This window comes from Pseudokineococcus basanitobsidens (genome assembly GCF_037482545.1).
Taxonomy (GTDB): Bacteria; Actinomycetota; Actinomycetes; order Actinomycetales; family Quadrisphaeraceae; genus Pseudokineococcus; species Pseudokineococcus basanitobsidens.
Genome location: NZ_JBBIAA010000036.1, coordinates 1 through 26,609, shown reverse-complemented (window position 1 = coordinate 26,609; position 26,609 = coordinate 1). Strand labels below are relative to the sequence as shown.

The 26,609-nt window shown below is 73.1% G+C and carries 22 protein-coding genes, 1 tRNA gene and 2 pseudogenes; 10 read left to right on the top strand and 15 right to left on the bottom strand.

Features of this window, described 5'->3' with window-relative positions; all coding sequences use genetic code 11:
• From WDZ17_RS16360 to WDZ17_RS16350, 3 genes are all read right to left on the bottom strand, one after another.
• On the bottom strand, positions 1-918 hold a 918-nt coding region (locus tag WDZ17_RS16360), incomplete at its 3' end, for a hypothetical protein (protein ID WP_339576248.1).
• Positions 919-1,251: 333 nt separating this feature from the next.
• Positions 1,252-1,977 (bottom strand): FAD-binding oxidoreductase, encoded by a 726-nt coding sequence (locus WDZ17_RS16355; RefSeq protein ID WP_339576247.1) that lies wholly within the window; start codon positions 1,975-1,977, stop codon positions 1,252-1,254.
• Positions 1,970-2,575: a sulfite oxidase-like oxidoreductase gene (locus WDZ17_RS16350; RefSeq protein ID WP_339576246.1), complete on the bottom strand. Its 606-nt coding sequence runs from the start codon at positions 2,573-2,575 to the stop codon at positions 1,970-1,972. The genes WDZ17_RS16355 and WDZ17_RS16350 overlap by 8 nt, the downstream gene beginning before the upstream one ends.
• A 140-nt stretch (positions 2,576-2,715) precedes the next feature.
• Between WDZ17_RS16350 and ggt the strand changes: the two genes are divergently transcribed.
• Positions 2,716-4,629, top strand: coding sequence for a gamma-glutamyltransferase (gene ggt, locus WDZ17_RS16345; RefSeq protein WP_422632016.1), 1,914 nt, complete (start codon positions 2,716-2,718; stop codon positions 4,627-4,629).
• Positions 4,630-4,690: 61 nt separating this feature from the next.
• Here the strand turns inward: ggt and WDZ17_RS16340 are convergent, their stop codons facing one another.
• From WDZ17_RS16340 to WDZ17_RS16310, 7 genes are all read right to left on the bottom strand, one after another.
• A complete protein-coding gene (locus WDZ17_RS16340) occupies positions 4,691-5,320 on the bottom strand; it encodes an RES family NAD+ phosphorylase (RefSeq protein WP_339576244.1) in 630 nt (209 codons plus the stop codon).
• Positions 5,317-6,147: a helix-turn-helix domain-containing protein gene (locus WDZ17_RS16335; protein WP_339576243.1), complete on the bottom strand. Its 831-nt coding sequence runs from the start codon at positions 6,145-6,147 to the stop codon at positions 5,317-5,319. Before WDZ17_RS16335 ends, WDZ17_RS16340 begins: the two co-directional genes overlap by 4 nt.
• Before the next feature lie 102 nt (positions 6,148-6,249).
• Positions 6,250-6,459: a hypothetical protein gene (locus WDZ17_RS16330; RefSeq protein WP_339576242.1), complete on the bottom strand. Its 210-nt coding sequence runs from the start codon at positions 6,457-6,459 to the stop codon at positions 6,250-6,252.
• Between the two features lie 129 nt (positions 6,460-6,588).
• Positions 6,589-7,353, bottom strand: coding sequence for a carbohydrate ABC transporter permease (locus tag WDZ17_RS16325; RefSeq protein WP_422632017.1), 765 nt, complete (start codon positions 7,351-7,353; stop codon positions 6,589-6,591).
• Between the two features lie 116 nt (positions 7,354-7,469).
• Positions 7,470-8,411, bottom strand: a complete 942-nt coding sequence (locus WDZ17_RS16320) for a carbohydrate ABC transporter permease (protein ID WP_339576240.1) — start codon at positions 8,409-8,411, stop codon at positions 7,470-7,472.
• Positions 8,383-9,768, bottom strand: coding sequence for an extracellular solute-binding protein (locus WDZ17_RS16315; protein ID WP_339576239.1), 1,386 nt, complete (start codon positions 9,766-9,768; stop codon positions 8,383-8,385). Before WDZ17_RS16315 ends, WDZ17_RS16320 begins: the two co-directional genes overlap by 29 nt.
• Before the next feature lie 128 nt (positions 9,769-9,896).
• Complete coding sequence (locus WDZ17_RS16310) at positions 9,897-11,132, bottom strand: PfkB family carbohydrate kinase (RefSeq protein WP_339576238.1); 1,236 nt, start codon at positions 11,130-11,132, stop codon at positions 9,897-9,899.
• 169 nt (positions 11,133-11,301) lie between these two features.
• Between WDZ17_RS16310 and WDZ17_RS16305 the strand changes: the two genes are divergently transcribed.
• Positions 11,302-12,072, top strand: coding sequence for a DeoR/GlpR family DNA-binding transcription regulator (locus WDZ17_RS16305; protein WP_339576237.1), 771 nt, complete (start codon positions 11,302-11,304; stop codon positions 12,070-12,072).
• Complete coding sequence (locus WDZ17_RS16300) at positions 12,069-13,409, top strand: 6-phospho-beta-glucosidase (protein WP_339576236.1); 1,341 nt, start codon at positions 12,069-12,071, stop codon at positions 13,407-13,409. Before WDZ17_RS16305 ends, WDZ17_RS16300 begins: the two co-directional genes overlap by 4 nt.
• 35 nt (positions 13,410-13,444) lie before the next feature.
• Here the strand turns inward: WDZ17_RS16300 and WDZ17_RS16295 are convergent, their stop codons facing one another.
• Together WDZ17_RS16295 and WDZ17_RS16290 are read right to left on the bottom strand one after the other, a co-directional pair.
• Positions 13,445-16,249 carry a sugar-binding protein gene (locus WDZ17_RS16295; protein ID WP_339576235.1) on the bottom strand — a complete coding sequence of 935 codons (2,805 nt, stop codon included), beginning with the start codon at positions 16,247-16,249 and terminating at the stop codon, positions 13,445-13,447.
• Positions 16,250-16,367: 118 nt separating this feature from the next.
• Positions 16,368-16,859, bottom strand: coding sequence for a macro domain-containing protein (locus WDZ17_RS16290; RefSeq protein ID WP_339576234.1), 492 nt, complete (start codon positions 16,857-16,859; stop codon positions 16,368-16,370).
• A 133-nt stretch (positions 16,860-16,992) separates the two neighbouring features.
• On the opposite strand from WDZ17_RS16290, the gene WDZ17_RS16285 reads away from it, so the two are divergent.
• Positions 16,993-18,234 (top strand): polysaccharide pyruvyl transferase family protein, encoded by a 1,242-nt coding sequence (locus WDZ17_RS16285; protein ID WP_339576233.1) that lies wholly within the window; start codon positions 16,993-16,995, stop codon positions 18,232-18,234.
• A 66-nt stretch (positions 18,235-18,300) separates the two neighbouring features.
• Positions 18,301-18,373, top strand: a tRNA-Lys gene (locus tag WDZ17_RS16280).
• Positions 18,374-18,983: 610 nt separating this feature from the next.
• Here the strand turns inward: WDZ17_RS16280 and WDZ17_RS17550 are convergent.
• Positions 18,984-19,157, bottom strand: a pseudogene (locus WDZ17_RS17550) (recombinase zinc ribbon domain-containing protein); the annotation flags it as partial.
• A gap of 129 nt (positions 19,158-19,286) precedes the next feature.
• On the opposite strand from WDZ17_RS17550, the gene WDZ17_RS16270 reads away from it, so the two are divergent.
• On the top strand, positions 19,287-19,604 hold the full coding sequence (locus WDZ17_RS16270; protein WP_339576231.1) for a helix-turn-helix domain-containing protein: 318 nt from the start codon (positions 19,287-19,289) through the stop codon (positions 19,602-19,604).
• A complete protein-coding gene (locus tag WDZ17_RS16265) occupies positions 19,601-20,548 on the top strand; it encodes an integrase core domain-containing protein (protein ID WP_339576230.1) in 948 nt (315 codons plus the stop codon). Before WDZ17_RS16270 ends, WDZ17_RS16265 begins: the two co-directional genes overlap by 4 nt.
• A gap of 284 nt (positions 20,549-20,832) precedes the next feature.
• Here WDZ17_RS16265 and dprA read toward each other — a convergent pair whose 3' ends face one another.
• Positions 20,833-21,846 carry a DNA-processing protein DprA gene (gene dprA, locus WDZ17_RS16260; protein WP_339576229.1) on the bottom strand — a complete coding sequence of 338 codons (1,014 nt, stop codon included), beginning with the start codon at positions 21,844-21,846 and terminating at the stop codon, positions 20,833-20,835.
• A 197-nt stretch (positions 21,847-22,043) separates the two neighbouring features.
• Between dprA and WDZ17_RS16255 the strand changes: the two genes are divergently transcribed.
• Positions 22,044-22,511 carry a hypothetical protein gene (locus WDZ17_RS16255; protein WP_339576228.1) on the top strand — a complete coding sequence of 156 codons (468 nt, stop codon included), beginning with the start codon at positions 22,044-22,046 and terminating at the stop codon, positions 22,509-22,511.
• A gap of 78 nt (positions 22,512-22,589) precedes the next feature.
• Here WDZ17_RS16255 and WDZ17_RS16250 read toward each other — a convergent pair whose 3' ends face one another.
• On the bottom strand, positions 22,590-23,735 hold the full coding sequence (locus WDZ17_RS16250; RefSeq protein ID WP_339576227.1) for a DUF4062 domain-containing protein: 1,146 nt from the start codon (positions 23,733-23,735) through the stop codon (positions 22,590-22,592).
• A gap of 138 nt (positions 23,736-23,873) precedes the next feature.
• On the opposite strand from WDZ17_RS16250, the gene WDZ17_RS16245 reads away from it, so the two are divergent.
• On the top strand, positions 23,874-24,830 hold the full coding sequence (locus WDZ17_RS16245; RefSeq protein WP_271120584.1) for an AAA family ATPase: 957 nt from the start codon (positions 23,874-23,876) through the stop codon (positions 24,828-24,830).
• A pseudogene (locus WDZ17_RS16240) lies at positions 24,827-26,566 on the top strand (S8 family peptidase); the annotation flags it as partial. The gene WDZ17_RS16245 and the pseudogene WDZ17_RS16240, both read left to right, overlap by 4 nt.
• Positions 26,567-26,609 lie beyond the last annotated feature (43 nt).

Below are 26,609 nucleotides of genomic sequence, written 5' to 3'. Positions count from 1 at the left end.
GACTGGCATGACCCCCACCGCAAGTACGAAGAGCCCGTAATATCCGACGCTGACTACGACCGCGAAGATGATGGCCATGAGTAGCGAAAGCGTCGCGACAGACCCACGCTCCTTAAGCAGGTGCGCAATACTAAGGCTCGCCAGAATTAAGTCCGAACCCGCAGAGAGCATCACCATTGAAAAGTAGAAGAGCAGTAAGACAGAAAGTGCCTGAGCCTCTAGAGCTCCTCGCGAAACGATCAGGGCGACGACGGGCACGAGCGCAAAGGCTCCGGTGGCAAGCCACAAACGCCAGGACAGCCGGGATGGATTACGGGTGGCCTTATTGAGTCGCTTCCATAGGAGGGTGACAGAAGCGTAACGATGTACGCGTCTGTTGATTTCGTCACGCCGCGCAGACACTTCGACTTCAAGTTCGCTCCGACCCACCGCAGCCGCGGCATAAACGGTCAACAGCGCAAGAGCGATCATCATGTATCGGTGGCTCCTGGGTACCGTCGGATCGCCTGCTATCGCGTGGCCTAAAGCCACAGAGATTGCGACCGCCGACGCAAGCGTGGCGCTAACGGCGAGGCGGTCAGCCATCTGAGTCGTGAGTGGCCCAGATATTTCATCTCGATAGGCGTGCTCGAGACTGACTAACGCAAGCGCCGCTGCGCCGCAGTAGACTAGAAGTGTCGATATGACGGTGAGAACTTGCGAAGAGTCAAGCGTAGGCGGGTGCGCTTCATTGGCGTCCGTAAGGATTTGCCAGGTCCTCCACGCGTTCCCGATAGTCGCCTCGTCAGCCGCATCCTGGATGCGGATGACCAAGAACAGCACCGTCCCACTGAGCGCCGCAATAATCACCTTAGACCAAAACTGCCTGGAAGCCTCGGTGCGTTCTGCATCAGCGCGCACATGCTTCTCCGTGTTCACCATAATCTCCCGACGAGTATGTACAGCGCTCTGGAACATATCCGTGTCAAGTGTCACACGCACCCTAGACTTTCGTCTCATCCGGTCGGGGGTGCAATTGTCCTGGAACCGCAGTCTCCAGCAGTGATCGGTCACTCTGGACAGGCGCTTCGCCAGATGTGGGTGGTGCCGCAGTAGTAGTAGTAGTAGTAGTGCTTGCCGTTGATCGTCGCCGAAATGTTGGACGTGACGCTCGACATGTCGCTACGGCGGCGAGGAACGGCGCTTCCGCTGAGCCGTGCGTCGGGTCCCGGACCGTCGTCCACGCGTGGAGTGGCAGCGGTCGGGACCGCATCAGCCGGAGGCCCCGAAGCGCTCGACGCGGACATCGGAGGCCAGCACCCCAAGCGCCACGAGCTGCCGGCTGCTCGCCTCGGCGAAGGCGGCCGACCCGCACACGAACGCCGTGCGTCCCGGCTCGACGAGCCGCTCGAGCTCTGAGGACCGCAGGCGGCCGGCGGGACGCCGCCCCGCGGGCTCGCGCGAGAGGGCGACGAGCGCACCGGCCGCCTCCAGCTCGTCGGCGTACGGCAGGTCCTCGCGGGTCCGGGCGGCGACGGCCAGGCGCAGCGCGTCCGGGCGCCCCAGCGCGGCGGCGTGCCGGAGCATCGCCACGAGCGGGACGACGCCGCTGCCGCCGCCGACCGCGAGGGCGGGCCGCCCGTCCCAGGCGAACCACTCACCGACGGGCCCGCGCACCTCGAGCTCGTCGCCGACGGCCAGCTCCTCGGCGAGGAAGCCCGACACCTCGCCGTCGGGCAGCCGCTCGACGTAGAGCTCGAGCAGCTCGTCGTCCGGCGCGGAGGCCACGGAGTACGAGCGCTGCGCGCGGTAGCCGTCGGGCGCGGTGAGGCGCAGGACGTAGTGCTGCCCCGGGCGGTGAGGACGCCGGCCCGGCAGGTCGAGGCGGACGGACACCGCCCGCGGCGACGGGTGGTGCACCTCGCGGACGACCGCGGGGCGCCACGACGTCGGTGGGGCGGAGGGGCCCGGCTCCGGGGACCCGGCGGCCTCAGTCACCGGCGTACCGCTGCTCCGCCCACGGGTCGCCGCGGTCGTGGTAGCCGTTGCGCTCCCAGAAGCCGCGCTGGTCGTGGTCGAGCAGCGTCAGCCGCGTGACCCACTTGGCGCTCTTCCAGAAGTACAGGTGCGGCACGACGAGACGCGCCGGGCCGCCGTGGTCGGCGGACAGCGGCCGCCCCTGCGAGCTCCACGCCACCCACGCGCGGCCGCCCGTGACGTCGGCCAGCGGCAGGTTCGTCGTGTAGCCGCTCGCCGAGGTCACCAGCACCGTCGTCGCCCCGGGACGGACGCCCGCCGCCCCGAGGACGACGTCGACGTCGACGCCCTCGAAGGAGGTGCCGAGCTTCGACCACGTCGTGACGCAGTGGATGTCGCCCTCGTAGGTCGACTGCGGCAGGGCGTGCGCCTCGTCCCACGTCCACGTGGTCTCCCGCTCGACGAGGCCGTCGACGGTCAGCGACCACGTCTCCGGCTCGACGTTCGGCGTCACCTCGGCGGTGAGCACGGGCCAGTCGTCGCCGACGTCGTACTGGCCGGGGGGCAGGCGCGCGTCGCGCTCCCGCCGCCGTCCCGTGAAACCCCTCGTCACCGCCACCGCGCGACCTCCGGCACCTGGTCCTGCTGGTCCCCGGAGACGGTAGTCGCCGCCTGTCGGCCGACGTCCTCGCCCGGTCCGCGTGCCTTGTGGGGGTGCGCCGGGATGGCTACCGTCCGATCCCTTCACCCGGTCGGGTGATGTCCGGTCGAGAGGAGCCTGCCGTGGACGTCGAGAGCCCCACCGCCACGGCGAGGACCTCCCACCGCCACCGCACCCGGGGTGCCGTCACGCTCTCGCTCGCGGGCATCGTGGCCGCCGGGTTGCTCGCCGGCGCCCCTGGCGCGAGCGCGGACCGACCGGGCGGGCGCGGCGGGCAGCCGTTCCCCGAGGTCCCGCGCGTGCCGCTCGCCGTGGGCACCGGCGGGGCCGTGAGCACCGTCGACCCCTACGCCACGCAGATCGGCCTCGACGTCCTCGCCGACGGGGGCACGGCCGTCGACGCCGCGGTCGCCGCGGCGGCGGCGCTCGGGGTGACCGAGCCGTACTCCGCGGGTCTCGGGGGCGGCGGCTTCCTCCTCCACTACGACGCGGAGACCGGGGACGTCGACGCCTACGACAGCCGCGAGACCGCGCCGGCGAGCTTCACCGACGACGTCTTCCTCGGCGAGGACGGGCAACCGCTGCCCTTCCGCGACGTCGTGAGCTCGGGCCTGTCCGTCGGCGTCCCCGGCACCGCGGCGCTGTGGGAACGTCTCGCCGAGACCGAGGGCACCCACCCCCTCGCGGAGCTGCTGGCGCCCGCGCGCGAGCTGGCCCGTCGCGGCTTCGTCGTCGACCGGACCTTCAGCGACCAGACGGCCGGCAACGCCGACCGGTTCCGGCAGTTCCCGGCGACGGCCGACGTGTTCCTGCCGGGCGGGGACGTCCCGCAGCCGGGCGACGTCTTCCGCAACCCCGACCTGGCGCGCGCCTACGACCAGCTCGCGCGCCGCGGTACGGAGACCCTCTACGGCGGCGGACCGATGGGCCGGGCCGTCGTCCGGGCCGCCCGCTACCCGCGGACGGCGGCGGGCGTGGAGGTCTTCCCGGGGCAGGTCACCGCGTCCGACCTCGCCGCCTACGAGGTGCTCGAGCCGGAGCCGGTGCGCTCGGACTACCGCGGCCTCGAGGTCGTCGGCATGCCGGTGCCCTCCTCGGGCGGCCTCGCCGTCGCCGAGAGCCTCAACCTGCTCGAGGCCTACGACGAGATCACCGGCGCGCCGCTCGCCGACGTGCCGCAGGACGCCTACCTGCACCGCTTCGCCGAGGCGACCGCCACGGCGTTCGCCGACCGCAACCGCTACGTCGGCGACGTCCCCGGCGTCCCCGCGGACGAGCTGGTGTCCCAGGGCTTCGCGGACGAGCGCGCGTGCGCGCTGTTCGACCCCGACCGGGCGGCGGCGCGGCCGGTCCCCTTCGGCTCCCCCGACGGCGACTACTCCGCCGACCCGGCCACGTGCACCTCGGCCGGCACGCAGGCGCCGCCTCGCGACGACCACGGGACGACGCACCTCGTCGTCGCGGACGCGAGCGGCGACGTCGTCTCGTACACGCTGACGATCGAGCAGACCGGCGGCTCGGGCATCACCGTCCCCGGCTACGGCTTCCTGCTCAACAACGAGCTCACCGACTTCAGCTTCGCCCCCACCACGCCGGGCGTGCCCGAGCCGAACCTGCCGGGCCCCGGCAAGCGGCCGCGGTCGTCGATGTCGCCGACGGTGGTGCTGCAGGACGGCACGGCCGTCGCGGGCCTCGGCTCTCCGGGCGGGTCGACGATCATCACCACGGTGGCGCAGGTCCTCACCGGGTACCTCGACCGGGGTCTGCCGCTCGTGGACGCGATCGCCGCCCCGCGGGTCTCCTCGCGCAACGGGTCGACGACGACGGTGGAGCCGGAGGTCGCCGACGGGCCGCTCGGTGCCGCGCTGCGGGCGCGCGGGCACCAGCTCTCGACGTCCGCGGAGATCGGTGCCGCCACCGCGGTGCGGGTGCTGCCCGGCGGCGGCTTCGAGGCCGCGGCCGAGACGGTCCGCCGGGGTGGCGGGTCCGCCGGGGTCGTCGCGCCGGGGTGAGGACGGGTGCGCGTGCCCAGCGACGTCGCCGCCCCCTGGCGTGGGGGCTCCCCGGCCTGCGCTACAGGAGCGTGAAGCCGATCTCCTCGGAGGCCGGCACCAACCAGGGCAGGAGTCCGGGATGTGACAAGGGAAGGGACAAGGCCGGTCGCGTCGGGAAGATCGGCGCGACACCGGGGTCGTACAGCGTCACGCACGGCTGCTGACTCATCGCGGAGGCGCACCACAGGCCCGGTGTCTCCGGCCACGTGGTGACGATGGCCCGCGCCCACGCCTGCGTCGCCCGGAAGTCACGGTCGCCGGCGATCGTCCCTGCCGCCCCCAGCCGCAGGGAGGCCGTCCCGGCCAGGTCAAGCAGGTCGAGGTCGTGGGCGGTCGCCAGAGCCGTCAGGTAGGGCTCGCCCCGGCGGGTGTCGACCACCCGGGTGCGCTGGAAGACCTCGGCGAGGGCCGTCGGCAGGTCGGTAGCCAGGTACGCGACGCCTCGTGGGTCGGGTCCAGCCGTCTCGCACGGCTGCGCCTGCGGGTCGAAGCGGCTCGTGGTCCGCCCGAAGTACCGCATCCCATCCCACGCCATGGGGTGCTCACCTGCGGTGAAGTGGATGCGCCACAGGACACTCCCCGCACGCAGGCGCTTCCACGCCCTGGGGCGTGCCGCGAGGTCGGGAGGGGGAGGCGGGAGCGTGCTCACCCGTCGCCGCGGGCGCTGCCGTCGTGGCGGTGGAGCTCCACCCCCGCCTGCGAGGTGGGCTCCTCGTCCGACCCGGTGCACGGGACCCGTTCGACGTCCTCTGTCTCGTCGGGGACCCGGGGCACGTCGCCGGACCGCCCCGGAGGCAGGGCCGCCGCCGGGTGCGCCCCTCTGCCGGTCACAGGGTCGTCGAGCCCCGCGGCCAGGGTGGCGACAGGCTCGGGGGCCCCGCCTCGGGCGAGCCACTCGCGTGGCGACATGGCATCCCCGTCGACGGCGAGCTCAGGCTGGGTCGTGGTGAAGAAGCGCTCCAGCTGCACCGGGTGCATGTCCGCAGGCAGAGCGCGGAGCACCTGGCCCAGACCGGGCAGGAGGTGCCCGTCCTCGAGCTGCCAGCGAGGGACCCGGCGCACGCCACGGCCCGCCGCACCCGGGAGCGCGTAGACGGTGGAGTCGCGGATCCAGTGCCGGACCGTGGACGGGGCGACCTCGAGACGATCGGCGAGCTCTCGGACACTGAGACTCTTCGACAGCATGGCGGCGGCGTCGTGGACCGCCCGAGCGCGACCACGAGCGAGCTCGCTCGCTGCGGCAGGAGCGACGCCGGAGTGACTGCTCAGCACGGACTCGTCGCCGAGGGGCAGCCGTGCGACGTCCGGAGACACCAGCCTCCCCACGGGCACTGCGGCGTCCAGGCTCGCCACGAGCTCCGCCTCCGTGAGGTCGAGCCCGTGGCGGGAGAGCCACCCGGCAAGGGTCCGCTCCGGCAGGCGACCGTGGGCGTCAGCAGAACGGACCGTCTCCTGCGGCGTGACCGGGCTGCTCATCCTGCAAGAATAGGGCCACGAGATCCCACACGGCAGGTGAAGCGTGGGATCCGGCCTGCGCCTCTTCCTGCGGTCCCTGCGGCGCCCTCGGCACCGGACGTGTCAGGCTCGCATCGGCCGCTGCGCATAGGCGATCTCGGGGTACTCGATGCCGCAGCCGGTGCAGCGGAACCAGTCCATGCCGCTCACGACGACGCGCAGCTCGGCGGGGGCGCCGCAGTGCGGCAGGTAGCAGGTGCGCTCGGCCGCGAGCGCGGTGGTCGCCCGCTGGGCGGGCAGCCGGACGGCGACGGGCGTACGGGTGATGCTCATGGCAGGTCCTCGTCTGGGGAGTGCCGGCGCTCCTCGTCCGGCGACGGGCCTGGTATCGGCACGCCGCGCCGGGACCTGTAGGCGCACCACGAGCCCCGTGGCGCGCGAGCCCGCCGGGTCGCGGGCCGCTCACTCCCGGACGGCGCCCTCGAGCATCCCGCGGATGAAGTGACGCTGCAGGAAGAGGTAGACGACCACCACGGGCAGCGCCACGAGCACCGCGCCGGCCGCCAGCAGCGACGTGCCCTGGGTGTACTGGCCCTGGAAGAGGGCGAGGCCCAACGGGGCCGTCCGCAGGTCCCCCGCCGGGGCCATCACCAGCGGGATGAGGAACTCGTTCCAGGTCCACATGAAGACGAGCAGCACGAGCGTCGTGATGGCCGGCCGGCCGATCGGCACGAGCACCGACCACAGCACGCGGTGCGAGCCCGCGCCGTCCAGGCGCGCGGCCTCGATGAGCGAGCGGTTCGTCGTCCGGAAGTACGCGCGCATCCAGTAGGTGCCGAACGCGACGGACTGGGCCACCTGCGGCGCGGCGATGCCCCACACGGTGTTCGTCAGCCCGAGCGTGCGCAGGTCGAAGAACAGGGGCACGACGACGGCCTCGGACGGGACCATGATCCCGAGCAGGAACAGGTAGAAGAGGACCTCCCGGCCGCGGAACTCCATCGTGCCGAAGGCGTAGCCGCTCATGATCGACAGCAGCGTCGCCGCCACCACGACGACGACGGCCACGAGCGCCGACGTCGTCATGTAGTCGCCGAAGCGGCCCTGCACCCAGGCTTCGGCGAAGTTCTGCGGCCGCAGCCCACCGCCGTCGGAGGCCCGCTCCGGCGTCAGCGCGGCGGCCAGCACCGTGACCACCGGCCCGAGGGCGAGGACGGCGAAGCCCACGAGGACGACGTAGCTCGCCGCACGGTGGGCGGCGGAGCCGCCGGAGGGCCCTCGCGGGCGGCCGGCCGGACGACCGGCGCCGTCTCCCGGGCGCCTCGTCCCGAGCGCGGGCGCGCTCACCGCGACCGGTCCGCGACACGGTTGACGACGAGGTTGATGCCGAAGATGAGCACCGTGAGGACGACGCCGACCGCGGCGGCCGCGCCGACCTCCCCGAGCTCGAACGCCCGGCGGTACACCTCGTAGCTGGGGACCGTCGTCGACGTCCCGGGTCCGCCACCCGTCGTCACGTAGACGAGGTCGAAGGTCTTGAGCGCCGCGATGATCGTCAGGGTGAGCGCGACGGCGATCTCCGGGCGGATCGCGGGCAGGGTCAGGGCCCGCAGCTGGCGGGCGGGGCTCGCGCCGTCCAGGGACGCCGCCTCGTAGAGCTCCTTCGGCACCCGCGCCATGCCGGCCATGAGCAGGACCGTCACGAGGCCGGTCGAGTACCAGGTGCCGATGACGCCGACGGCCGGCAGGGCGGTCGCGTAGTCCCCGAGCCAGGTACGGGCCAGCCCGTCCAGGCCCACGCCGCGCAGCAGCTCGTTGAGGGTGCCGTCCGGGGCGTAGATCCGGCGCCAGGCCACGGCGACGACGACCATCGCGATGACCTGCGGCAGGAAGACGACGGTGCGGAACAGCGGGAGCCCGCGCACGCGTGAGCGCACGAGCAGGGCCGCCAGCACAAAGCCGATGAGCAGCGGCAGCAGGGCGAAGAAGGCGATGAGCACGAGCGCGTGCCCGAAGGCCTCGCGCAGGCCCTCGTCCGTGAGGACGGCCGCGTAGTTCCTGAGCCCGACGAAGGTGCCGACGGTGAGCCCGTCGTAGTCGTAGAAGGAGAACTGCACGGCGCGCGCGAGCGGGAAGAGCAGGAAGGCGCCGTAGACGACCAGCGCGGGGGCGAGGAAGAGGTACGGGGTCGCCCGCCCGCGCGGCGACCGGGCCCGGACGGGGGCGGCCGCCGCCGCGGCGGGCTCCGCCGCGGCCTCAGCCGCCGCTGGAGGTGAAGTCGGCATAGTCGGCCTCGAGCGCCTCGGCGGCCTCCTGCGGCGTCAGCTCGCCGGCGAGCAGGCCCTGCAGGGTCTGGTTGAGCGTCTCCCCGAAGGTCGGCGTCGCGTAGTCGAGGTAGGGCAGCAGCTGGCCGTCGGCGCTGACGTCGCCGAAGGCGGTGTAGACGTCGGCGAGCAGCCCGCTCTCGGGCGCGTAGGAGGCGGTGTCGACGACCGGGAGGTTCCCGGTGTCGGCGAGCACGGCCATGGCGTCGTCGTTCGTGATGAAGTCGATGTAGGCCGCGGCGACGTCGGGCTCCTCCGCCGCCGTGGTGATCGAGAAGGGGATCCCCGTGCCGCCCGTCGTCGCGAGCTCGCCGCCGTCCGCGGGCGGCGGTGCGAAGAAGCCGGCGTCCTCCCCCATGGCGTCGGCCAGGTCCGGCGCCAGCCAGGAGCCGGCGATGAGGAAGACCCCGTCCCCGCTCGCGAGCTGCTGCCAGGCGGCGTCGTAGTCGGTGCCGTTGACGCCCTCGTTGAACCAGCCCTGCTGCTGCCAGGACTGCAGCTCGGTCAGCGCCGCGACGTTCTCCTCGCTCGTCCAGCTGGCCCCCGCGTTGCCGAGGCCCAGCTCGCGGATCTGCTGCGGGTCGACGTGCGCCCCCTGCACGACGCCGAGGTCGTGGCCGGCGGGCCAGCCCTCGATGTTGCCCAGCAGCAGCGGCGTACGGCCGGCGTCGGCCGCCGTCTGCAGCGCGGCCTCGAAGTCCGTCCACGTCTGCGGCACCTCGAGGCCGAGGTCTGCCAGCGCGCTGCGGCTGTAGTAGACGCCGACGACCTCGCCCACCTGCGGCAGGCCGTAGAGCGACCCCTCCCCGAAGGTCGTCCCGTCCGGGGAGTAGGTGGCGTACTGCAGGACGCCCTCGGGGAAGCGGTCGCGCCACCCGTAGGCGTCGGCGTAGTCGTCGAGCGCGACGAGCTGGTCCGCGGCGACGAACTGGCCCATCGTCGCGCGGGCGTTGTTGGTCTGGACGACGTCGGGGGCGTCGTCCCCGGTGAGGGCCAGGCGCAGCGTCGTGCCGAGGTCGTCGAAGGACTGGGAGACCCGGTCGATCGTCACGTTGGGGTGGGCCTCCTCGAAGGCCGCGTTGAGCTGCGTCATCTGCTCGTCCTGGCCGCCGCGGACCTCCTGGTCCCACACGGTGAGCGTGACGTCGCCGACGTCGTCGATGTCGGTCGCGACGGGGCCCGTCAGGGCGGCGGCGTCGTCGCCGGCGTCGCCGGAGCCCGAGCCGGGCGCGCAGGCGGTCAGCGCGAGCGCCGCCGCGGCGACGAGGCCCGCGGCGCGGGTGGCGGCGCGGGTGGCCGGTCGGGAGCGAGCTGCCATCGGGTCCTCCAGGGCGGGTGGCCTCGTGCGGTCGTGCGGTGCGGTCGTGCGAGCCGGGCGGCTGCGTGGGTCGTCGGAGGGCGGACCGTCGGCGGACGGGTCGTCGGCGCGGCGCCCCGGAGCCTGCCTCACAGGTCCGACGCCAGTGCGAAGGTGGCCTCGGCGCGGCGCACGGCGGCCACGGGGTCGGCCGGCAGCAGCGCGGCGAGGAAGCCGTAGCGCCGCGCGAGCTCCTCGGCGACCGGGTCCCCCGCCCGGGCCCGCGCCGACGTCCCCGACCACCAGTCCGCGAGGTCGCCCCAGCCGGGCGCCGCGAGGGAGCCGCCGAACTGCTGGACGGCGAGGGAGGCGCACAGCGCCGCGAAGGCGAGCCGCTCGTGCAGCGGCCAGCCCGCCAGGGTGCCGAGCACGACGGCGGCGCCGAACACGTCGCCCGCACCCGTGGGGTCGACGGCGTCCACCGGCACCCCCGGCACGGCCGCGCTCTCGCCGGTGGTGGCGTCCACCGCGAGCGCCCCGCGGGGCCCGCAGGTGACGACCGCCAGCGGCACCCGGTCGGCGAGGGCGGCAAGCGCCGCCTGCGGTGTCGAGGCCCGGGTGTAGGCCATCGCCTCGACCTCGTTGGGCAGGAAGGCGTGGCAGCTGTCGAGCCGCTCCAGGACCGCAGGGTCCCAGGTGCCGGTGGGGTCCCAGCCCACGTCGGCGAAGACGGCGGCGCCGCCCTCGCGGGCGGCGAGCCACCACGGCGCGTCCGCCGCGCCGTCGGCCCGCCCGTCGCCGGGCCCGGCCTCCCCGCCGTCGTGCCCACCGCCGTCGTGCCCCGCGTCGTCGTGCGGGAGGGCCAGCTCGGTGATGACGGCCCGTGACGCGGGAGGGGTGCCGACCAGCGCGGCCTGGGAGACCGGCAGCGGGTGCCCGTGGGTGACCATGCTGCGGTCGTCGTCGTGCGCCATGGAGACCGTGACGGCCGAGTGCCAGCCGGGGAAGAGCCGCGAGCTCGTGAGGTCGACCCCCTCCTGCTCGCAGAGCACCTGCCAGCAGAAGCGCCCGAAGACGTCGTCGCCGAAGCCCGCGGCCAGGCCCGTCCGCAGGCCGAGGCGGCTGGTGGCCACCGCGAGGTTGGCGATGCCGCCGGGCAGCGAGCCCAGCCCGGTCGTCCACACCTCGGTACCCGGCGCCGGGGCGGCGTCGAGTCCGGCGAAGACCATGTCGAAGAAGAGCTGCCCCGAGAGGAACACGTCCAGCGCCGGGGCCCCGGCGTCCTCGCCGCGCCGGTCGGCGAGAGGGTCGTACCGGGACGCACCCGGGCGCGCAGCACCTCGCGGCGCGGCGGTCTGCCTGCGCCCCCGTGCCTGCGCTGCCACCGGACGGCCTCCTTCGTCGCCGCCCGCGTCAGTACGGCGGCCTCGTCCGGCACGGTAGCCGGGCGGACGCCGACGGACAAGGACGAGCACGCAGATCCGCCCATCGACGTGCGCGCTGGTGCTCGATCGTGCGCAGTGCGTCGCGGAGCGCGCTGCTAGCGTGCGCCGCATGCTCAGCGCGACGCGGCACGCCGAGATCCTCCGGCGGCTGCGCAGCCACGGCGAGGTCTCGGTGCAGGCGCTGGCCGACGACCTCGCGGTGAGTCCCTCGACGATCCGTCGCGACCTCGACGCCCTCGACGCCGAAGGCCGCCTGCGCCGTGTGCGCGGCGGCGGCGGCGGCAGCGTGGAGCCGGACGCCACGCCCTTCCGCGAGGTCGCGCGCCAGGCGCCGGACGCCAAGGACGCCGTCGCGGCCCGGGCCGCCTCGCTCGTCGCGGACGGCGACGTCGTCGTCGTCGACATCGGGACGACGACGGAGCGCCTCGCCCACCACCTCGCCGGACGGCGCATCACGGTGGTCACGGCGAGCCTCGCCGTCGTCGACGTCCTGCGCGAGGACGCCGACGTCGAGCTCGTCGTGCTCGGCGGCGTGCTGCGCCGCTCGTACTGGTCGCTCGTGGGCACGCTCACCGAGCAGGCGGTCGGGCAGCTCGGCGCGCACGTGTGCTTCCTCGGGACCAGCGGGGTGCGCGAGGACGGGACGGTCATGGACTCCACGGGCATCGAGGTGCCCGTCAAGCGGGCGCTCGCGGCCGCGTCCCGGCGCACCGTGCTGCTGGCCGACGGCGGCAAGTTCCCGGGTACCGGGCTGCTGCCGGTGTGCGGGCCGGAGACGGTCGACGTGCTCGTCACCGACGCAGGCGCCGACCCGGCGACGCTCGGCGTCTTCCGCGACGGCGGAGCACAGGTGCTGATGGCCGAGGAGGGCGACGCGTGAGGCTCGTGCTGGTCGGGGGCGGCGGCTTCCGCGTCCCCCAGGTCGTCGAGGCGCTCGGCGCGGCGGACGCGGCGGTGCGGGTCGACGAGGTGCACCTGCACGACGTCTCGCCCGCGCGGCTGGGCGTGATGCGCGCCGTCCTCGACCAGCTCTGCGCGACGCTGCCGCACCCCCCGCGCGTGAGCGCGGGCACGGACCTCGACGCGGCGCTGCGGGGCGCCGACTTCGTCTTCTCCGCCATGCGCATCGGCGGGACGGCCGGGCGGGTCCTCGACGAGCGCGTCGCCCTGGACCTGGGCGTCCTCGGCCAGGAGACGGTCGGCCCCGGCGGGCTGTCCTACGCGCTGCGGACGCTGCCGCACGCGCGTCACCTCGCCGAGCGGGTGCGCGCCGTCGCGCCGGAGGCGTGGGTCATCAGCTTCACCAACCCCGCGGGGATGATCACCGAGGCGATGCGCGCGGTCCTCGGCGAGCGCGTCGTCGGCATCTGCGACACCCCCATCGGGCTGGTGCGCAAGGCCGTGCGGGCCCTCGGGGCGGACGGCCGGCCGGTCGACTTCGACTACGCGGGCACGAACCACCTGGGCTGGCTGCGGTCGGTGCGCGTCGACGGCGTCGAGCGGCTGCCGGACCTGCTCGCGGACGACGCGGCGCTGGCCTCCGTCGAGGAGGCGCGGCTGCTCGGCCCCGACTGGGTCCGTGCCGTCGGCGCCCTGCCCAACGAGTACCTCTACTACTACTCCTTCCCCCGCGAGGCGACGGCGCGGCTGCGGTCGGCGGCGCAGACGCGCGGCCAGCAGCTCGACGTCCAGCAGGGCGACTTCTACGCGCGCGCCGCCGAGGACCCCGGGCGGGCGCTGGCGACCTGGCGCGAGGTCCACGCGGACCGCGAGGCGACCTACATGGCCGAGTCGCGGGCCTCCGAGGGCGGCGGACGGCGCGCCGAGGACGTCGAGGGCGGCGGCTACCAGCGGGTCGCCGTCGACCTCATGGCCGCCGTCGCCACGGGTCGCCCGGCGACGATGGTCCTGGACGTGCCCGCCGGCGGCGTCCTGCCCGGCCTGCCGGAGGACGCCGTCGTCGAGGTCCCCTGCACCGTCGACGGCGACGGCGTGCACCCGCACGCCGTCGCGCCCCTCGTCGGCGACATGCTCGGGCTCGTGCAGCAGGTCAAGGCCTCCGAGCAGCTCCTGCTGGAGGCCTCGGCCCGCCGCTCCCGCGAGCTGGCGTGGCGGGCGTTCGCCGCGCACCCGCTCGTGGACTCCGTCGCCGTCGCCCGGCAGCTCCTCGACGGCTACCGCGAGCGGATCCCCGAGGTCGGCCGCGCCCTGGACTGAGCACGCGTCCGCCGACCCCGGGGCCCCGCCCGGCGCTACCGCACCGGGGCGACCGAGGAGAGCGTGCCGCCGTCCTCGGCCTCGAAGGCGGCGAGCAGCCGCGTGCCGGAGACGTCGCCGGCGCCCTCGGGCAGCGTGACCCACCAGCGCGACGGCCCGGAGCCCTCGACGTCCACGACGGACCCGGCCACCGCCGCCTGCGCCTGCGGGTCCCAGACCCACAGGTGCAGCCGTCCCGGACCCGTGGCCCGGACCGTGGCGACGACGGCGTCGCGGCGCTGGACCGCGTCGCGCAGCCAGGCGCTCTGCCCGGCCGGGGCGGCGGGGCCGCCGGCCAGGGGGACGTCGTCGCGCACCGCCTGGGCGATGCTCGGCGGCGACTCGAGGCTGCTCAGCGCCGTCTGCGGGATGACCGGCTCCGCCGGCTCGGCAGGGCGGTCCGCCGGCGGGGTGTAGCCGGGCAGCCGCACGACGCCCCACCGGTACGGGTCGCCCTGGACGCCCTGCCACGTCGACCAGCCGATCCGGGTCTGGCCGGTCTTGTCCTGCGTGTCGGAGTCGTAGACGAAGAGGTCGACGGCCATCTCGTCGGGGTCGACCGCCGCGGGCAGCAGCCCGAGGGGGATGGTGACCTCGAGGGTGTAGCCGGCCGTCCCGTCGTCGTCGGGGGTGACGGCGTACTCCATGCCGGGGGCCGTCCGCGCCGCGGGCCCCTGGCGGGCGTCGGCGTCCCGCCCGGCGCACGGGCCGCCCTCCGCGGTCCGCGGGAGGACGAAGGCCTTGAAGGTCGTCGAGGTGTTCTCCGCGTCGCCGCGGGGGTCGACCGCGATCTCCACCGAGTCGGTGCGCCAGTGCCGCTTGCAGTCGGCGGCCGGCAGGACGGTGCCCGCGACGTCGTCGGTGACGTGGACGAGGACCTGCAGCGCGTCGTCGTGCCAGGAGAGCTTCCCCGTCGCCGAGCAGTCGGCGGCGGACTCGCACGGCGTCCCCTCCCACAGGCGCGAGAGGTCGAGCTCCTCGCCGGGGTGCTCGCCCGCCTGCTCGACGCCGTCGACGACGGCGGCGGCCTCCGTCCCGGGGGCGTCGGTCGTCGGCACCAGCTCGAGGGCGGGGGTGCTCGTGCTGGTGACGCCGCCCGCGGTCGTGGTGACGGTGAACGGGTGGTCCCCGCCCTCGCCACCCGCGTTCGACGTGGGCAGCGAGTCGTCGGTGTTCGTCACCGTGAACGGCACCGTGGCGCTGTCGCCCGCCGCCAGCGGCCCGAAGGCCTGCTCCGTGGCCTCGGCGGAGAAGCCGTCCGGCAGCCCCAGCGCCGTGGTGCCGCTCTGCTCCTGCGTGCTGTCGTTGGTGACGACGACGTCGACCTGCTGCGTGCCGCCCGAGGGCAGGGTCGTCACCCGGCGGACCGTGCCCTGCAGCTCGGGGAAGCCGACCTCGCGCGCCCACCCCTCGTACTCGGCGACACGGTCCAGCGGCGCCAGCTGCCCGCGCACCGGGGCGGCGGTCTCCACCACCTGGGCGGCCCAGCCGCCCCCCACGTCCGAGGACAGCTCGGCCGCGAGGCGGACGCGCGTGCCGGGGCGCGCGTCCGCGGGCGCCGTCACCGTGAAGGTGGCCTGCGCGCTCCCGTCCGCGGCGACGTCCCCGAGCGCCCCGTCACCCGTGACCGCCCAGCCGTCGGGCGCCTCGAGGGCGACGGAGGCCCCGCCGAGCGCCGTCCGCCCCGCCGAGGCCCGCACGACCACGTCCGTCTCCTCGCCGGGGACGACCCGCAGCCCGGGCACCTGCACCGTCAGCCCCGTGCCCAGGGGCGCGGCGTCCGGCCCGCGGACCAGGGCCCCCTGCAGCGCGGCGTCCGGGGACGACGCGGCCTCGGTGCCCGGCTCGGCGGAGGGGACCCGGGCGTCGACCTGCGTGAGGTAGTCGCAGCCCAGGGCGTCCGGGTCGGCGGGGACGTCGGGGAACGTCGCCCACCCCTGCGAGACGTACTGCCGCTGCGCCGCACGCTCCACCTGGCCCCACGTGCGCCCGTCCGGGGCCTGCGCGCCGCTCCAGACGCCGTAGACGGTCTGCGTGGGGTCGGACAGCTGCACCTGCTGCGGGCACGCCGGCCCCGTGGCACGGGTGCCCGCGACGGTGTTGAGCAGGACGCGGTCGGGGCTGAAGGGCTCGAGCCCCTCCTGCGTGAGCTGCTCGGGGAACACCGACGGGTCCCCGGCCACCTGGTAGGCCTCCAGGGCCAGGCGGGCGGCCTCCTGGTGGTTGCCGTGGTTGCCCGGCGACGGGGCGGGGTTCATGGTCACGACGACCTCGGGCCGGGTCTCGCGGACGAGCCGCACGACCTTCTCGAGCGCGTCCTCCTCGCCCCAGATCTGCTGGGTCAGGGGCGCGCTGACCGTGTAGTAGAAGTCGACGTCGTCGAGGTTGAAGACGTCGCGCACACCGGCGAGCCCGACGGCCGAGCGCTCCTCGACCTCGCGGAGCAGCCCGAGCTCGGGACCCTCCTCGGGACCGGCGGCGTTGCCGCCCCCCTCGCCGCGCGTGACGGTGACCACACCGGTGCGGACGTCGTCGGACTGCCGCCACTGCCCGAAGGTCGACAGGGCGCTCGCCTCGTCGTCGGGGTGGGCACCGACGAAGAGCACGTCCAGGTCCACGGGGTCGCCCGCCGACGTCGTCGCCGGCGGCGGCGTGCCCCGTCCGGCGCGGGGGTGGTCGGTCGCGGCGGCGGGACCGGCGGCGAGCATCCCCGCCCCGAGCGCGAGCGCGCCCGCGACGGCCAGCGTCCGTCGGCCCTGCTCGGTGCCAGGTCGGCCCTGCCCGGTGGTCCTGCGCGCCATGGCCCGCTCCCTCGCGATCGACATGTCGGCTCTGCCCCATGGTGGCCCGCGCGGTCGCCCGTGGCAAGAGTCGATCGATCCTGCGCGTTCGTGCGCACTGACGCTCGCGGCGACGGCCTCAGCCGAGCGCGGCGTGCCAGAGGCGCTCCTGCCGGTCGCCGAAGGCCACCAGCAGGACCCGCTCGACGTCTGTCGACGCGCCGCGCAGCGCGGCCACCGAGACCCGGGCCGCCTCCTCGTCGGGGTAGCCGTAGACGCCGGTGCTGATCGCGGGGAAGGCGACCGAGCGGGCACCCACCCCGTCGGCGCACGCCAGCGCGGCGGTGTACGCGGACGCGAGCAGGTCGGCGTCCTGCGGACGGCCCCGGTAGCGCGGGCCGACGGCGTGGACGACCCAGCGCACGGGCGCGAGGTCGAACGCCGGCGTCACGACCGCCTGCCCGGTCGGGCAGGGCGCCAGCGCCCGCGACGCCCGGACGAGCTCCGGCCCGGCCGCCCGGTGGACGGCGGCGTCCACGCCACCGCCGCCCTTCAGCGCCTGGTTCGCCGCGGTGACGACGGCGTCGACCGGCTGCTGCGTGACGTCCCCGCGGACCACCTCGATGCGCACGACGCCATGCTGCGCCCGGTGCCCGCCTGCGGGTACCGGAGGGACGGGACCCACCCGTCCGCTGCCCTCCCGGCGCCGAAGCACGTCGACCGGTCCCCTGACGACCGGACCTCCGACGACCGGGACGGACCCCGTGGCCACCAGCACCGACACCCGGCGCCGCGCGCTGCGCGAGCGCGTCTACGACGTCTACGCCAGCCCACGCCTGCTGCACCCGGCGGACCGGGTGGTGCTGGCGGCCGCGAGGGGTGACGGCGGCGCGGGCGCGCACGTGCTGCTGTGCCCGCCCGGTGCCGGCAACACGGGCGACCAGGCGATGGTGGACGCCTTCGTGCACGCCACGAGCGGCCCGGTGGCGCTCGTCGTCCACGACGTCCGCGACGTCGAGGTTCCCGCCGGGGCCGCCGACCGGGTGCGGGTCGTGCCCCTGCCCGGCCTCGTGTACGGGGGTGGGGCGCGGCACCTGCGCGCCGTCGCGCGGGCGGGACGGCTCGTCGCGGGCGCCCGCTCGGTGTCGGTCGTCGGCGCCGACCTCATGGACGGCGGCTCCGGCCACCGACCGGCGCTCCACCTGGCGCTGCTCGCCACCGCCGCCGCACGCCGGGGCGTCCCGACGCGGGTCCTCGGCTTCAGCTGGAGCGCGGACCCGCACCCCGCGTGCCGGCGGGCCCTCGTGCGCACCGGACGCCGTGGCGTCCGACTCATGGCGCGCGACCCGCGCTCGGCGGCGCGCCTGCGCGAGGCGGGCGTCCCCGGGGTGGAGGAGGTGGCCGACACCGTCTTCTCGACGGCCGACGACCTCGACCCCTCCCTCGCCGACGAGCTGCTCGGCCCTCGTGGCGACCGGCCGCTCGTGGTCGTCAACGCCAGCGGCCTCGTCGGCACCCGCGTTCCGCAGCTGCCGGACCTGCGGGCCGTCGTCGAGCACCTGCGCCGACGGGGTGCGCTGGTGGTCCTCCTCCCCCACGTGCAGCGGCCCGGCGGCGACGACGTCGTCGAGGTCCGGCGCCTGGCCGCTGCGCTCGCCGGGGACGACGGCGTCCTCCACGTCGACCGGCTCGTGCGGCCGGCGCAGGTGCGCGGGCTCGTCGACCGGGCCGACGCCGTCCTCACCGGCCGGATGCACCTGGCCGTCATGGCCCTCTCCCGCGGCGTCCCGGCGCTGTGCCTCGCCACCCAGGGCAAGGTCGAGGGTCTGATGGACCTCGTCGGCACCCCCGAGCTCTCCGTCCGGCCCCGGCCGGGGATAGCCGCCGAGCTCGTGCCGCTCCTCGACGACGTGCTGGACGGCCGCCTCGCGGACCGGGCCGCGCTGCGCGACGCGGCCGACCGGGCCCGGGAGGCGTCGCTGCGCGGCCTCGAGGGCCTCGGGTGACCCCGCACCGGCGGCGGGACGCCGGCGCACGGCCGTACCGTGGGCCCGCGGCGCCCGGGCGACCGCGGGCCTCTAGCTCAACTGGCAGAGCAGCGGACTTTTAATCCGCGGGTTGTGGGTTCGAGCCCCACGGGGCCCACCCCGCGCACAAGGCTCGAACCCTTGCCAGCAGAATCGTTGGCTGGGGTTCGGGCCTTGTCGCTGTTCTGAGTCCAGTTGAGGGCGTTGGCGTTGACCTCGGGGTCGAGGAGCATCTCGAAGGGCCGGTTGTTCTCGACGCGGAGGTTGTCGTCTTCGTCGATGTAGACCTTGGTGAAGAAGGCCTGGTTGCACAGGCGCCGGTTGGCGTCGTCGCACCGGTTGTAGATATCGGCGCAGTTTTCCAGCAGGTTCAGAGCGTCGTCGAGGTGGGCGCGGGCGTCGGCGTACTCGCCGTGGTGGGCGTCGATGCGGCGGTTGATGCTGTCGAGTTCGGCGAGGATGCGGTCTTGTTCTCGTTTGAGCAGGGACAGCGGGATCGCGTCGGCGTAGTGGGCTTGCAGCAGTCGTTCTTGTTCGTGCTGGAGCCGGTCGCGACGGGTGGTGAGGCGGGCGAGTTCGTCGGTCTCGGCGGCCATGAGCTGGTCGAACTCGTGGTGCAGCATCCCGGCGAGGGCATCGCGGTGGGCGGGGGTGATCTGGATGCGCTGGTAGTAGTCCTCGATCAGCTTCTCCACGTCGGCGATCAGGATCGCCCCGCGGGCGCAGTCGGTGCGCTTGGAGTGCCGGCCGGAGCAGACGAAGTAGCAGTAGACGTTGCCGTGCCGGTTCTTGGCGTTGGAGACGATCAGCCGGGACCCGCACAGGCCGCAGTGGACGGTGCCTTTGAGGTAGTGGTCGTGAACCTGGGTGGCCTCGGCGGCCGACTTGTGCGCGGTGAGCACCGCCTGCACCTGATACCAGACCTCGGCCGGCACGAGCGGTGCGTGGGCGCCCGGGTAGTTGTGTCGCGCGTCAGACTTAGTGGCATGACCCGTTGCTTGCGGGTCTGACCTGTGAGGAGTCTGATCACCATGGCGAGACCACCAGCGATGCCGGCCGAGGAGAAGACCCGGATCGTGCTGTCGATCCTGGCCGGTGAGGTCACCGTCGCCGAGGCCGCGCGGCGGGCGAAGGTCTCCGAGACCTCGGTCGGGAACTGGAAGCGGGTCTTCCTGGAGTCCGGCCGGGCCGGGCTGGTGACCGGGTCGGGCGGCCCCACGAGCCGGGAGGCGCAGCTGGAGGCCGAGGTCGCTGACCTGACCAGCGCCCTGGGTGAGGCGGCCGTGGAGCTGCGGGTGTGGAAGAAGTCCGCCGAGGGCCGCCTGGGCCCTTCGAGGACCTCGAGGTGATCCGCGTCCAGGCGGGCATGCCGACCACGAGGTTCTGCGCGCTGATCGGCGTGCCCGAGCGGACCTGGCGCCGCCGTCAGGCCCGCGCCCGGACCGGTCGGACGGCCAAGGGTCCCTGGCCCCGTCCGGCGCGGGCCACGGTGTCCGAGGCCGCCCGCGCGCACGCGCTGGCGCACCCGGCGTGGGGCCACCGCAAGGTCTGGGCGATGTGCCGCCACGACGGCCACCGGGTGTCCCAGGCCACCGTGCTGCGGCTGCTGCGCGACGAGGGTCTGCTGCTGGAAGCGGCCTACCAGCGTGAACGCCGCCAGCTCGCCGCCCGCCGCAAGGCCGCCTTCGCGGCCGAGCCGACCGGCCCGAACCAGGTCTGGCAGCTGGACTTCTCCGAGTTCGAGACCACCACCGGCGGGACCTGGCGGCTGGGCGGCTGCCGGGACTACTGGAGCAAGTACGAGCTCGGCTGGCACATCTCCCCGACGGCCAACCAGCACGACGCGATCACCGCGGTCGAGGCCGCCCTGACCGAGGCCGCCCGCCTGGCCGGCGCGCCCCTGGTCGACCTCGCACCCCGCGACGACGACGGCCACATCCAGCCGCTGGTCACCATCGTGACCGACAACGGCGGGCCATTCCGGTCCTTCCGCTTCGAGGCCTTCATCGCCACCCACCCCGAGCTGCGGCACGTGCGGACCCGGGTGCGCACCCCCGGCCAGAACGGCTCCCGCGAGCGCGGCTTCGGGACCCTGAAGTACGAGCGGCTCTTCCTCGAGGAGATCGACGACGTCCACGCCCTGCTCGCCCACGCCGAGGACTACCGCCGCGAGTACAACACCGTCCGCCCGCACGAGGCCCTGACCTGGAACCGTCCCCATGACGTCCACACCGGCGCCGCCGACCCGCTGTCACCCAACTTCCCCGAGCCCCAGAACCTGCCAACTACTTGACGCGGGACACCCGCACCATCGCCGCCTACCGCGACGGCTACGGCATCACCGAGGACACGCCCCTTGGCCCGGCGCCGGAGAACGCGGCGCAGAAGATCGACCGAGCCAGGGCCGAGGCCGCACTCCGCCAGCTCGCCAGCCAGCCCGAACCACACCGGCAGCACCGTCCACCTGCCCTGACCCGACAAGGACCGAGCTTGTGAGCATCTTTAACGACGAACCCCGGAGCAGCCGCGACCCGGTGATCTGCCTACCAGCACCGCGAAGTCGGTCGAGGGATTCGTTCAGAGAGAGGGGCCATCGTGCCCGACATCGCGGCGCGTGTGGTCGCGGGAGAACGCCGAGCCGAGCGGTGACTGTCGCGGGCCCTCTTGGACGGCTTCTTGCATGTGGAGCAGGTTGGTGATCTGTCCGGCGTCGGTGACTATCCGTGCCCGGTGTTCGCCGATGAGCTGGTGCGGCCCGGCACTGGTCACGCTGGTCACCGGGCCGGGGACCGCGCCGACGTTGCGACCCAGGTCGTGCGCCTGCCGGGCGGTGTACAGGGAGCCTGAGCGTGTTCCGGCTTCCACCACGATGGTCGTGTTCGACAGGGCGGCCAGGAGCCTGCCACGCGCGAGGAACGCGTGCCGGGTCGGCGTCGCTCCCGGCGGGGTCTCGCTGACCAGCAGTCCCACGTCGGCGATCTGATCGAGCAGATCGCGGTGCCCGGCGGGGTAGGGCCGGTCGACGCCGCCGGCGAGGACGGCGATCGTGTCTCCACTGGAAGCCAGAGCGGCACGGTGCGCAGCACCCTCGATCCCGTACGCGCCGCCGGCCACGACCACCCGCCCGTCCCGCGCAAGGTCGGTCGCGAATCCACCGGCGACGTGTTCGCCGTAGGAGGTCGCGGCTCGCGACCCGGTGATGGTCAGCAGGTCCGCTAACGGGCGCGACAGGAACAAGGAGTCCCCGCGGGTCCACAGCACGAACGGTTCCCGGTCCCCCAGATCGCTCAGCGAAACGGGCCAGTGCGGGTCGCCGGGGATCACCACACCGATCCCGGCTGCCTCGACGTTGCGTAGGCGTCCGGCCAGCTCGTCGGGCCGTGCCGCCGCGGTGAGCCGTTCGCGCCAGACCTGGCCGTCGACGCGGCCCATGCCCGGCACCTTCCCGTCACCGTCCAGCAGCCCCACCGTCTTCACACCGCCGAGACGGGTCAGAAGCCGCCCGGTCACCGCGTCGTCGGGCTCGGCGAGCATCGACAGCACCATCCGCGCCGTCCGCGCGTCGCGGGCAAGGTCACTGAACGAGGTCATGATCGGAGTCCTCTCGGTCGGTCCTCACCGAGAAGGTGCGCCACTGCGGGCGGGGGTTCCGCATGTCCGTGCGCCGGCGTAAAGTTGGCGTCAAGGCAGGTCCTCCTCGATTGCGGGTCCTTCGGGACGGCCCAACTTGGGCGCTCATACACGTACTGCCTCCTCGACGGAGAGACACGTGTGATGAGAGGCCCGACATGATCCGCCTGATCTGGACGCTCAGCGCCCACACCCGCTACTACCTGCGCCGCTACATGCCCACCAACCGGCTGCTCGACGCGATCCGACGACGCCGCAACCTGCGGTGGGGCGTTCCCGCGATGCTCCTCGCCGTGCCCTACCTGCTGATCGCGAGCATCTGCACCAGCGCCATAGCTGATGGCGGCCCAGGTTGGTTGCATCTGGTCGTGCTGTGGTCGGTGTGGAACGCGATGAAGTTCATCATCATGGGACCGGTCAGCCTCATCCTCCTGCTCCGCGCCCGGGCAATTGAAGCGGTCGCCCGACGCCGCGCACCTAAGCAGGGCCACCCGGCCGAATCGACCGCACAGAAGATCGATGCCGCCCGCGCGAAGACCGCTTTCGACCACGGCAGGCAAGTCATCAACACCGCGGATGAGCCCACGACGCGTCGCACGCAGAAGCTGGACCCGCTCAACCTGTAATCACATAAACCTGGAGCAGGCTTGGCCGATCCACAAGACCCGCGCCACCCAGGTCCGTCCTCTGAGCGCCCGTCTCGATCACAGGCCCGTCACGGTGCCGTCGATCGAAACGGGGGCTGGGTCGGGTTCGTTCACGTAGACCTGCGGCGGGGTCCAGGTGGCCCGCAGACGGCGCGCGCCTTGATGAGAGGGGCCGAGCGCGAACGAGTCGATCCTGGACGCGGCCTGGTCGGTGATCAGCCGCTCAGCGAACAGCAGTCGCGCCACCGGCCGCAGGACGCTGTCGTCCAGGGCCAGTCCCCGCAGCGGCGCCAGCGGATCGATCGGCCGTGCCATCCACCCCATCTGCTGGCCGAGTAGCGAGGTGCCGAACAGCCCATCGGACAACGCCCGCTGGCCCACCTCGTCAGCGGATACTCCGTTGATGGACGCGCGCATGGTCGATCCTCGCTGCTCTTGTGCGACCAGCGTCAACCGCTCCTCATGACCGATCGTCGAGACGGTCCTCGTGGACAGCTCCGCGATCTGCACCGGCAGTGCCGTGTGAGGGGAGGCGAACGCCACACCGCCGGCACGGTCGTCCCGCAACCGCACCAGCTCAGCATGGACCGCGTCGCTGCGAACCGCCGCGGTGAGCGAGATCGTCTTCCCGTCGTTGGTGATCTCGCGCGCACGAAACAGAGTCCGGCCTACCCGCACCCACGGCGCCAGCTCCTCGGCCGCCAACTCCTCCAGACGACGTCGCACCCGCCGACCGAGGTCTTCCGAGTTACTCCACGGGCTCGTCGTGTACAGGTTGCGGGCACCCTGGATCAGATCGCGCTGCGCACCATCCATCTCCCCGCCGGTCTCACCGTGCACGAACAGGCACAGCCGCAGCCCGTTGCGCTCGGCCTCTAAGAACTCCGCATGCGTGGCCGAGTACCCGTCGGGCATCCTCACGCCGTAGCGCGAACCCCACATGCCCACGTAGACCTCGGAGCTGCGCACCCCGGAGAGGTAGGCCTGCTCGGCCGAGATGTCCTGCGCTCCGAGATCCTCGAACATCACCGCCGTCGCCCCGACCGACTCGATCGCTGTCCGCACCGCGGCCCGCTCGTCGGGCATGTCGGTGATCAGGCTGGAGACGAAGACCCGCCGCCCGCTCGCCCACGCCCGCACATCCTCCCCGGCGGCAGCCAGGGAGGCCGAGCGCTGGTCGATCAGCAACGACGCGTCATCCATGCCTCAAGTCCATCACGGACACGCTCGGGACGCCGAGCACACACGCCTGCCGCCGTGTCGGCGAGGCTCGTTAGTCTCGGAGCCGCCGCCGGTAAAGTGGAAGGCAAGATGACGACGGTCGACTGAGGGAGGCAGACCATGGCGCGTGCGGACCTGCTTCTGGACCTCGTGGAAGCCGAGCGCCGTGGTGATCGAGACCGCTTCCGCGTCCTCGTCGAGGCGGTCATCGCTGAGGAGCGAGCTAACCAGCACCATCTCGTCGCCGACCGTCTGTCCGAGCTGATCACCACCACAGGACAGAGCGCCCCGCGTGATGACCGCGCCGCAGCCATGCGTGACCTGGTGCAAGAGATCGTTCCTCATCGGCGCCTGGACGAGTTGGAGCTTGCTCCGGTCCCGCACCGGGTCGTCACCGAGCTGATCGAGGAGCAAAAGCGCGCCGAGCTGCTGCGCAGCTACGGGATCGAGCCCCGCAATCGACTGTTGCTGTCCGGTCCGCCGGGCAATGGCAAGACCAGCGTCGCCGAGGCTATCGCCTCAGAGCTGATGCTGCCGTTCTATGTCATCCGCTACGAGGGCGTCGTATCAAGTTTTCTGGGCGAGACCGCCGCGCGACTCGACAACGCCTTCGAGTTCGCCCGCACTCGCCGGTGCGTGCTGTTCTTCGACGAACTCGACACCATCGCCAAGGAACGATCCGACGAGCACGAGACCGGCGAGATCAAGAGGGTGGTCTCGACCCTGTTGCTCCAGATCGACCAGCTTCCCCCGCACGTGCTGCTGGTGGGAGCAACCAACCACAGCGAACTTCTCGACCGGGCAGCATGGCGACGCTTCCAGATCCGCGCTGAACTCGAACCGCCCAGCCGCGCACAGGCGACCCGCTTCCTGGAACGCCTCGCCGCCCGATTGGGCGGCGACCTCGGATTCGCCCCCCGAACCCTGGCGGACAAGCTCGCGGGAGCAAGCTTCTCCGAACTGGAAGAGTTCGCGTTGGACGTGCGCCGCAGAGCCGTACTAGAGCTCCCCGACAGCAACCTCCGCCGGATCGTCCAGGAACGTCTTGAGCACAGGCGAGATCAGGCGGCGGGGTGACCGGCGAGCGCCGACCCCTCTTGGCGTTCGGGTCGCCAACGGTGGTAGACCGGCCCACACAAACGCCCCGGGACATGCCGCGCTTGTCCAAACCCAACGCCGGTCGGCAGGGAGAGCGGCTGACGCCGCAGTTCGGCGAACTGACCGCAGCGTTCGACGCAGAGCGAGCACGTCTTTCCGCTGACACACCTGACGAGGTCGATCCGGCACTGGTGGTCGTCTTCGACCTCGCCGGCAGCATCAAGGACTTCCGCAACGCGATCGACCAGATCGACGGATTGGAGTTCCTGTCCGAGCTAATCGGGGACCGATCAGACCCAGACGACGACTTCCACATGACCGAGTCCGAGAGCGGCCGCACCGACAAGCCCGTCCAGCACTCCCTGTACCTGATGATGTCGAACGCCAAAGCGATCGACGAACTCCTGCGCCTGTTCAACGCCTGGCAAGCAGACCCGTCAGCGAAGTTCGCCCACGGCTTGGGCAAGTTCAAGAACGCGTTCCAGCAGCTCACCGCGATCCGACGGTGGGGACCAGAAGATCGCATCCGAGAGACCGGCCTGCGCGAGCAGTGGCAGGAGAAACTCGACGTCGTCGGCCAGTCCGTCAGCACCGTGATGGTCGAAGTCGAGCTGTGGTACCGCCGCGACGCCGCAAAGCGCACCACCGCACAAGCACACGTCGAGCAGGTCATCTCGGACAGTGGCGGCCGTGTGCTGGACCGCTCCCAGATCGGCGAGATCAGCTATCACGCCCTGCTCGCGGAGCTGCCGATCCAACAGGTTCACTCGCTGCTGGCCGACGGGGCCGCGTCGATCCGGCTACTGACCACCGACGAAGTCATGTTCGTCAACCCGTTCACTCCCATGAGCGTGGCACCACCGACCACAGAACCGGTCAGCGAGGTCCGCCTGCCTCCCGGAGAACGCACCGACGGCCTGCCCAGGGTCGCCCTTCTGGACGGGTTGCCGTTTCCCAACCACGACGCCCTCGCCGGCCGGCTGGTAGTCGACGACCCCGACGGGCTCGGCGAGAACTACCCGCTGGCCGCGCGCCACCACGGCACCGCGATGGCCTCGCTGATCATCCACGGTGACCTCTCGGCCGACGGCGAACCGCTCGACCGGCCGCTGTATGTGCGGCCCATCATGCGACCCCACGAGTTCATGGCAGGACACGAGCAGATCCTCCCGGACCGATTGCTCACCGATCTGCTGCACCGCGCGGTCAAGCGAATCGTCGAAGGAGAGGCCGGTCGGGGTCCCGTCGCGCCGAGCGTGCGTATCATCAACCTCTCCATCGGTGCGCAAGCCCGAGCGCTCGTGCGCCGGATGAGCCCCGTCGGACGGCTACTCGACTGGCTGGCCCACTCCTACAACCTGCTGTTCATCGTCAGCGCCGGCAACCACCTCGGCCCACTCACGATCCCGGCCGATGCCATCAGCACCGCCGATTCGGCGCGATCCGCCGTGCTTCGGTCCGTCTACGACGCCGCACTGCTGCGAGGCATCCTCCCTCCAGGCGACGCCCTCAACGCACTGACCATCGGCGCCACCCACAGCGATGGACTCGGCGACATCGACGTGCCGGACACCGCCTGGGACATCACCCACCAGGACGGCCCAGCCCACTACGGCGCGACCGGCCCCGGCGTCGACCGCTCCGTCAAGCCTGACCTCCATCACATCGGAGGCAGGGCGCTCTACGCCCGCCCTGTCACACCGCCGGGCGGGCAGGCCCTCCCTGGCAGGCTGAGGTGAGACGCCCCGACCTGGGGTG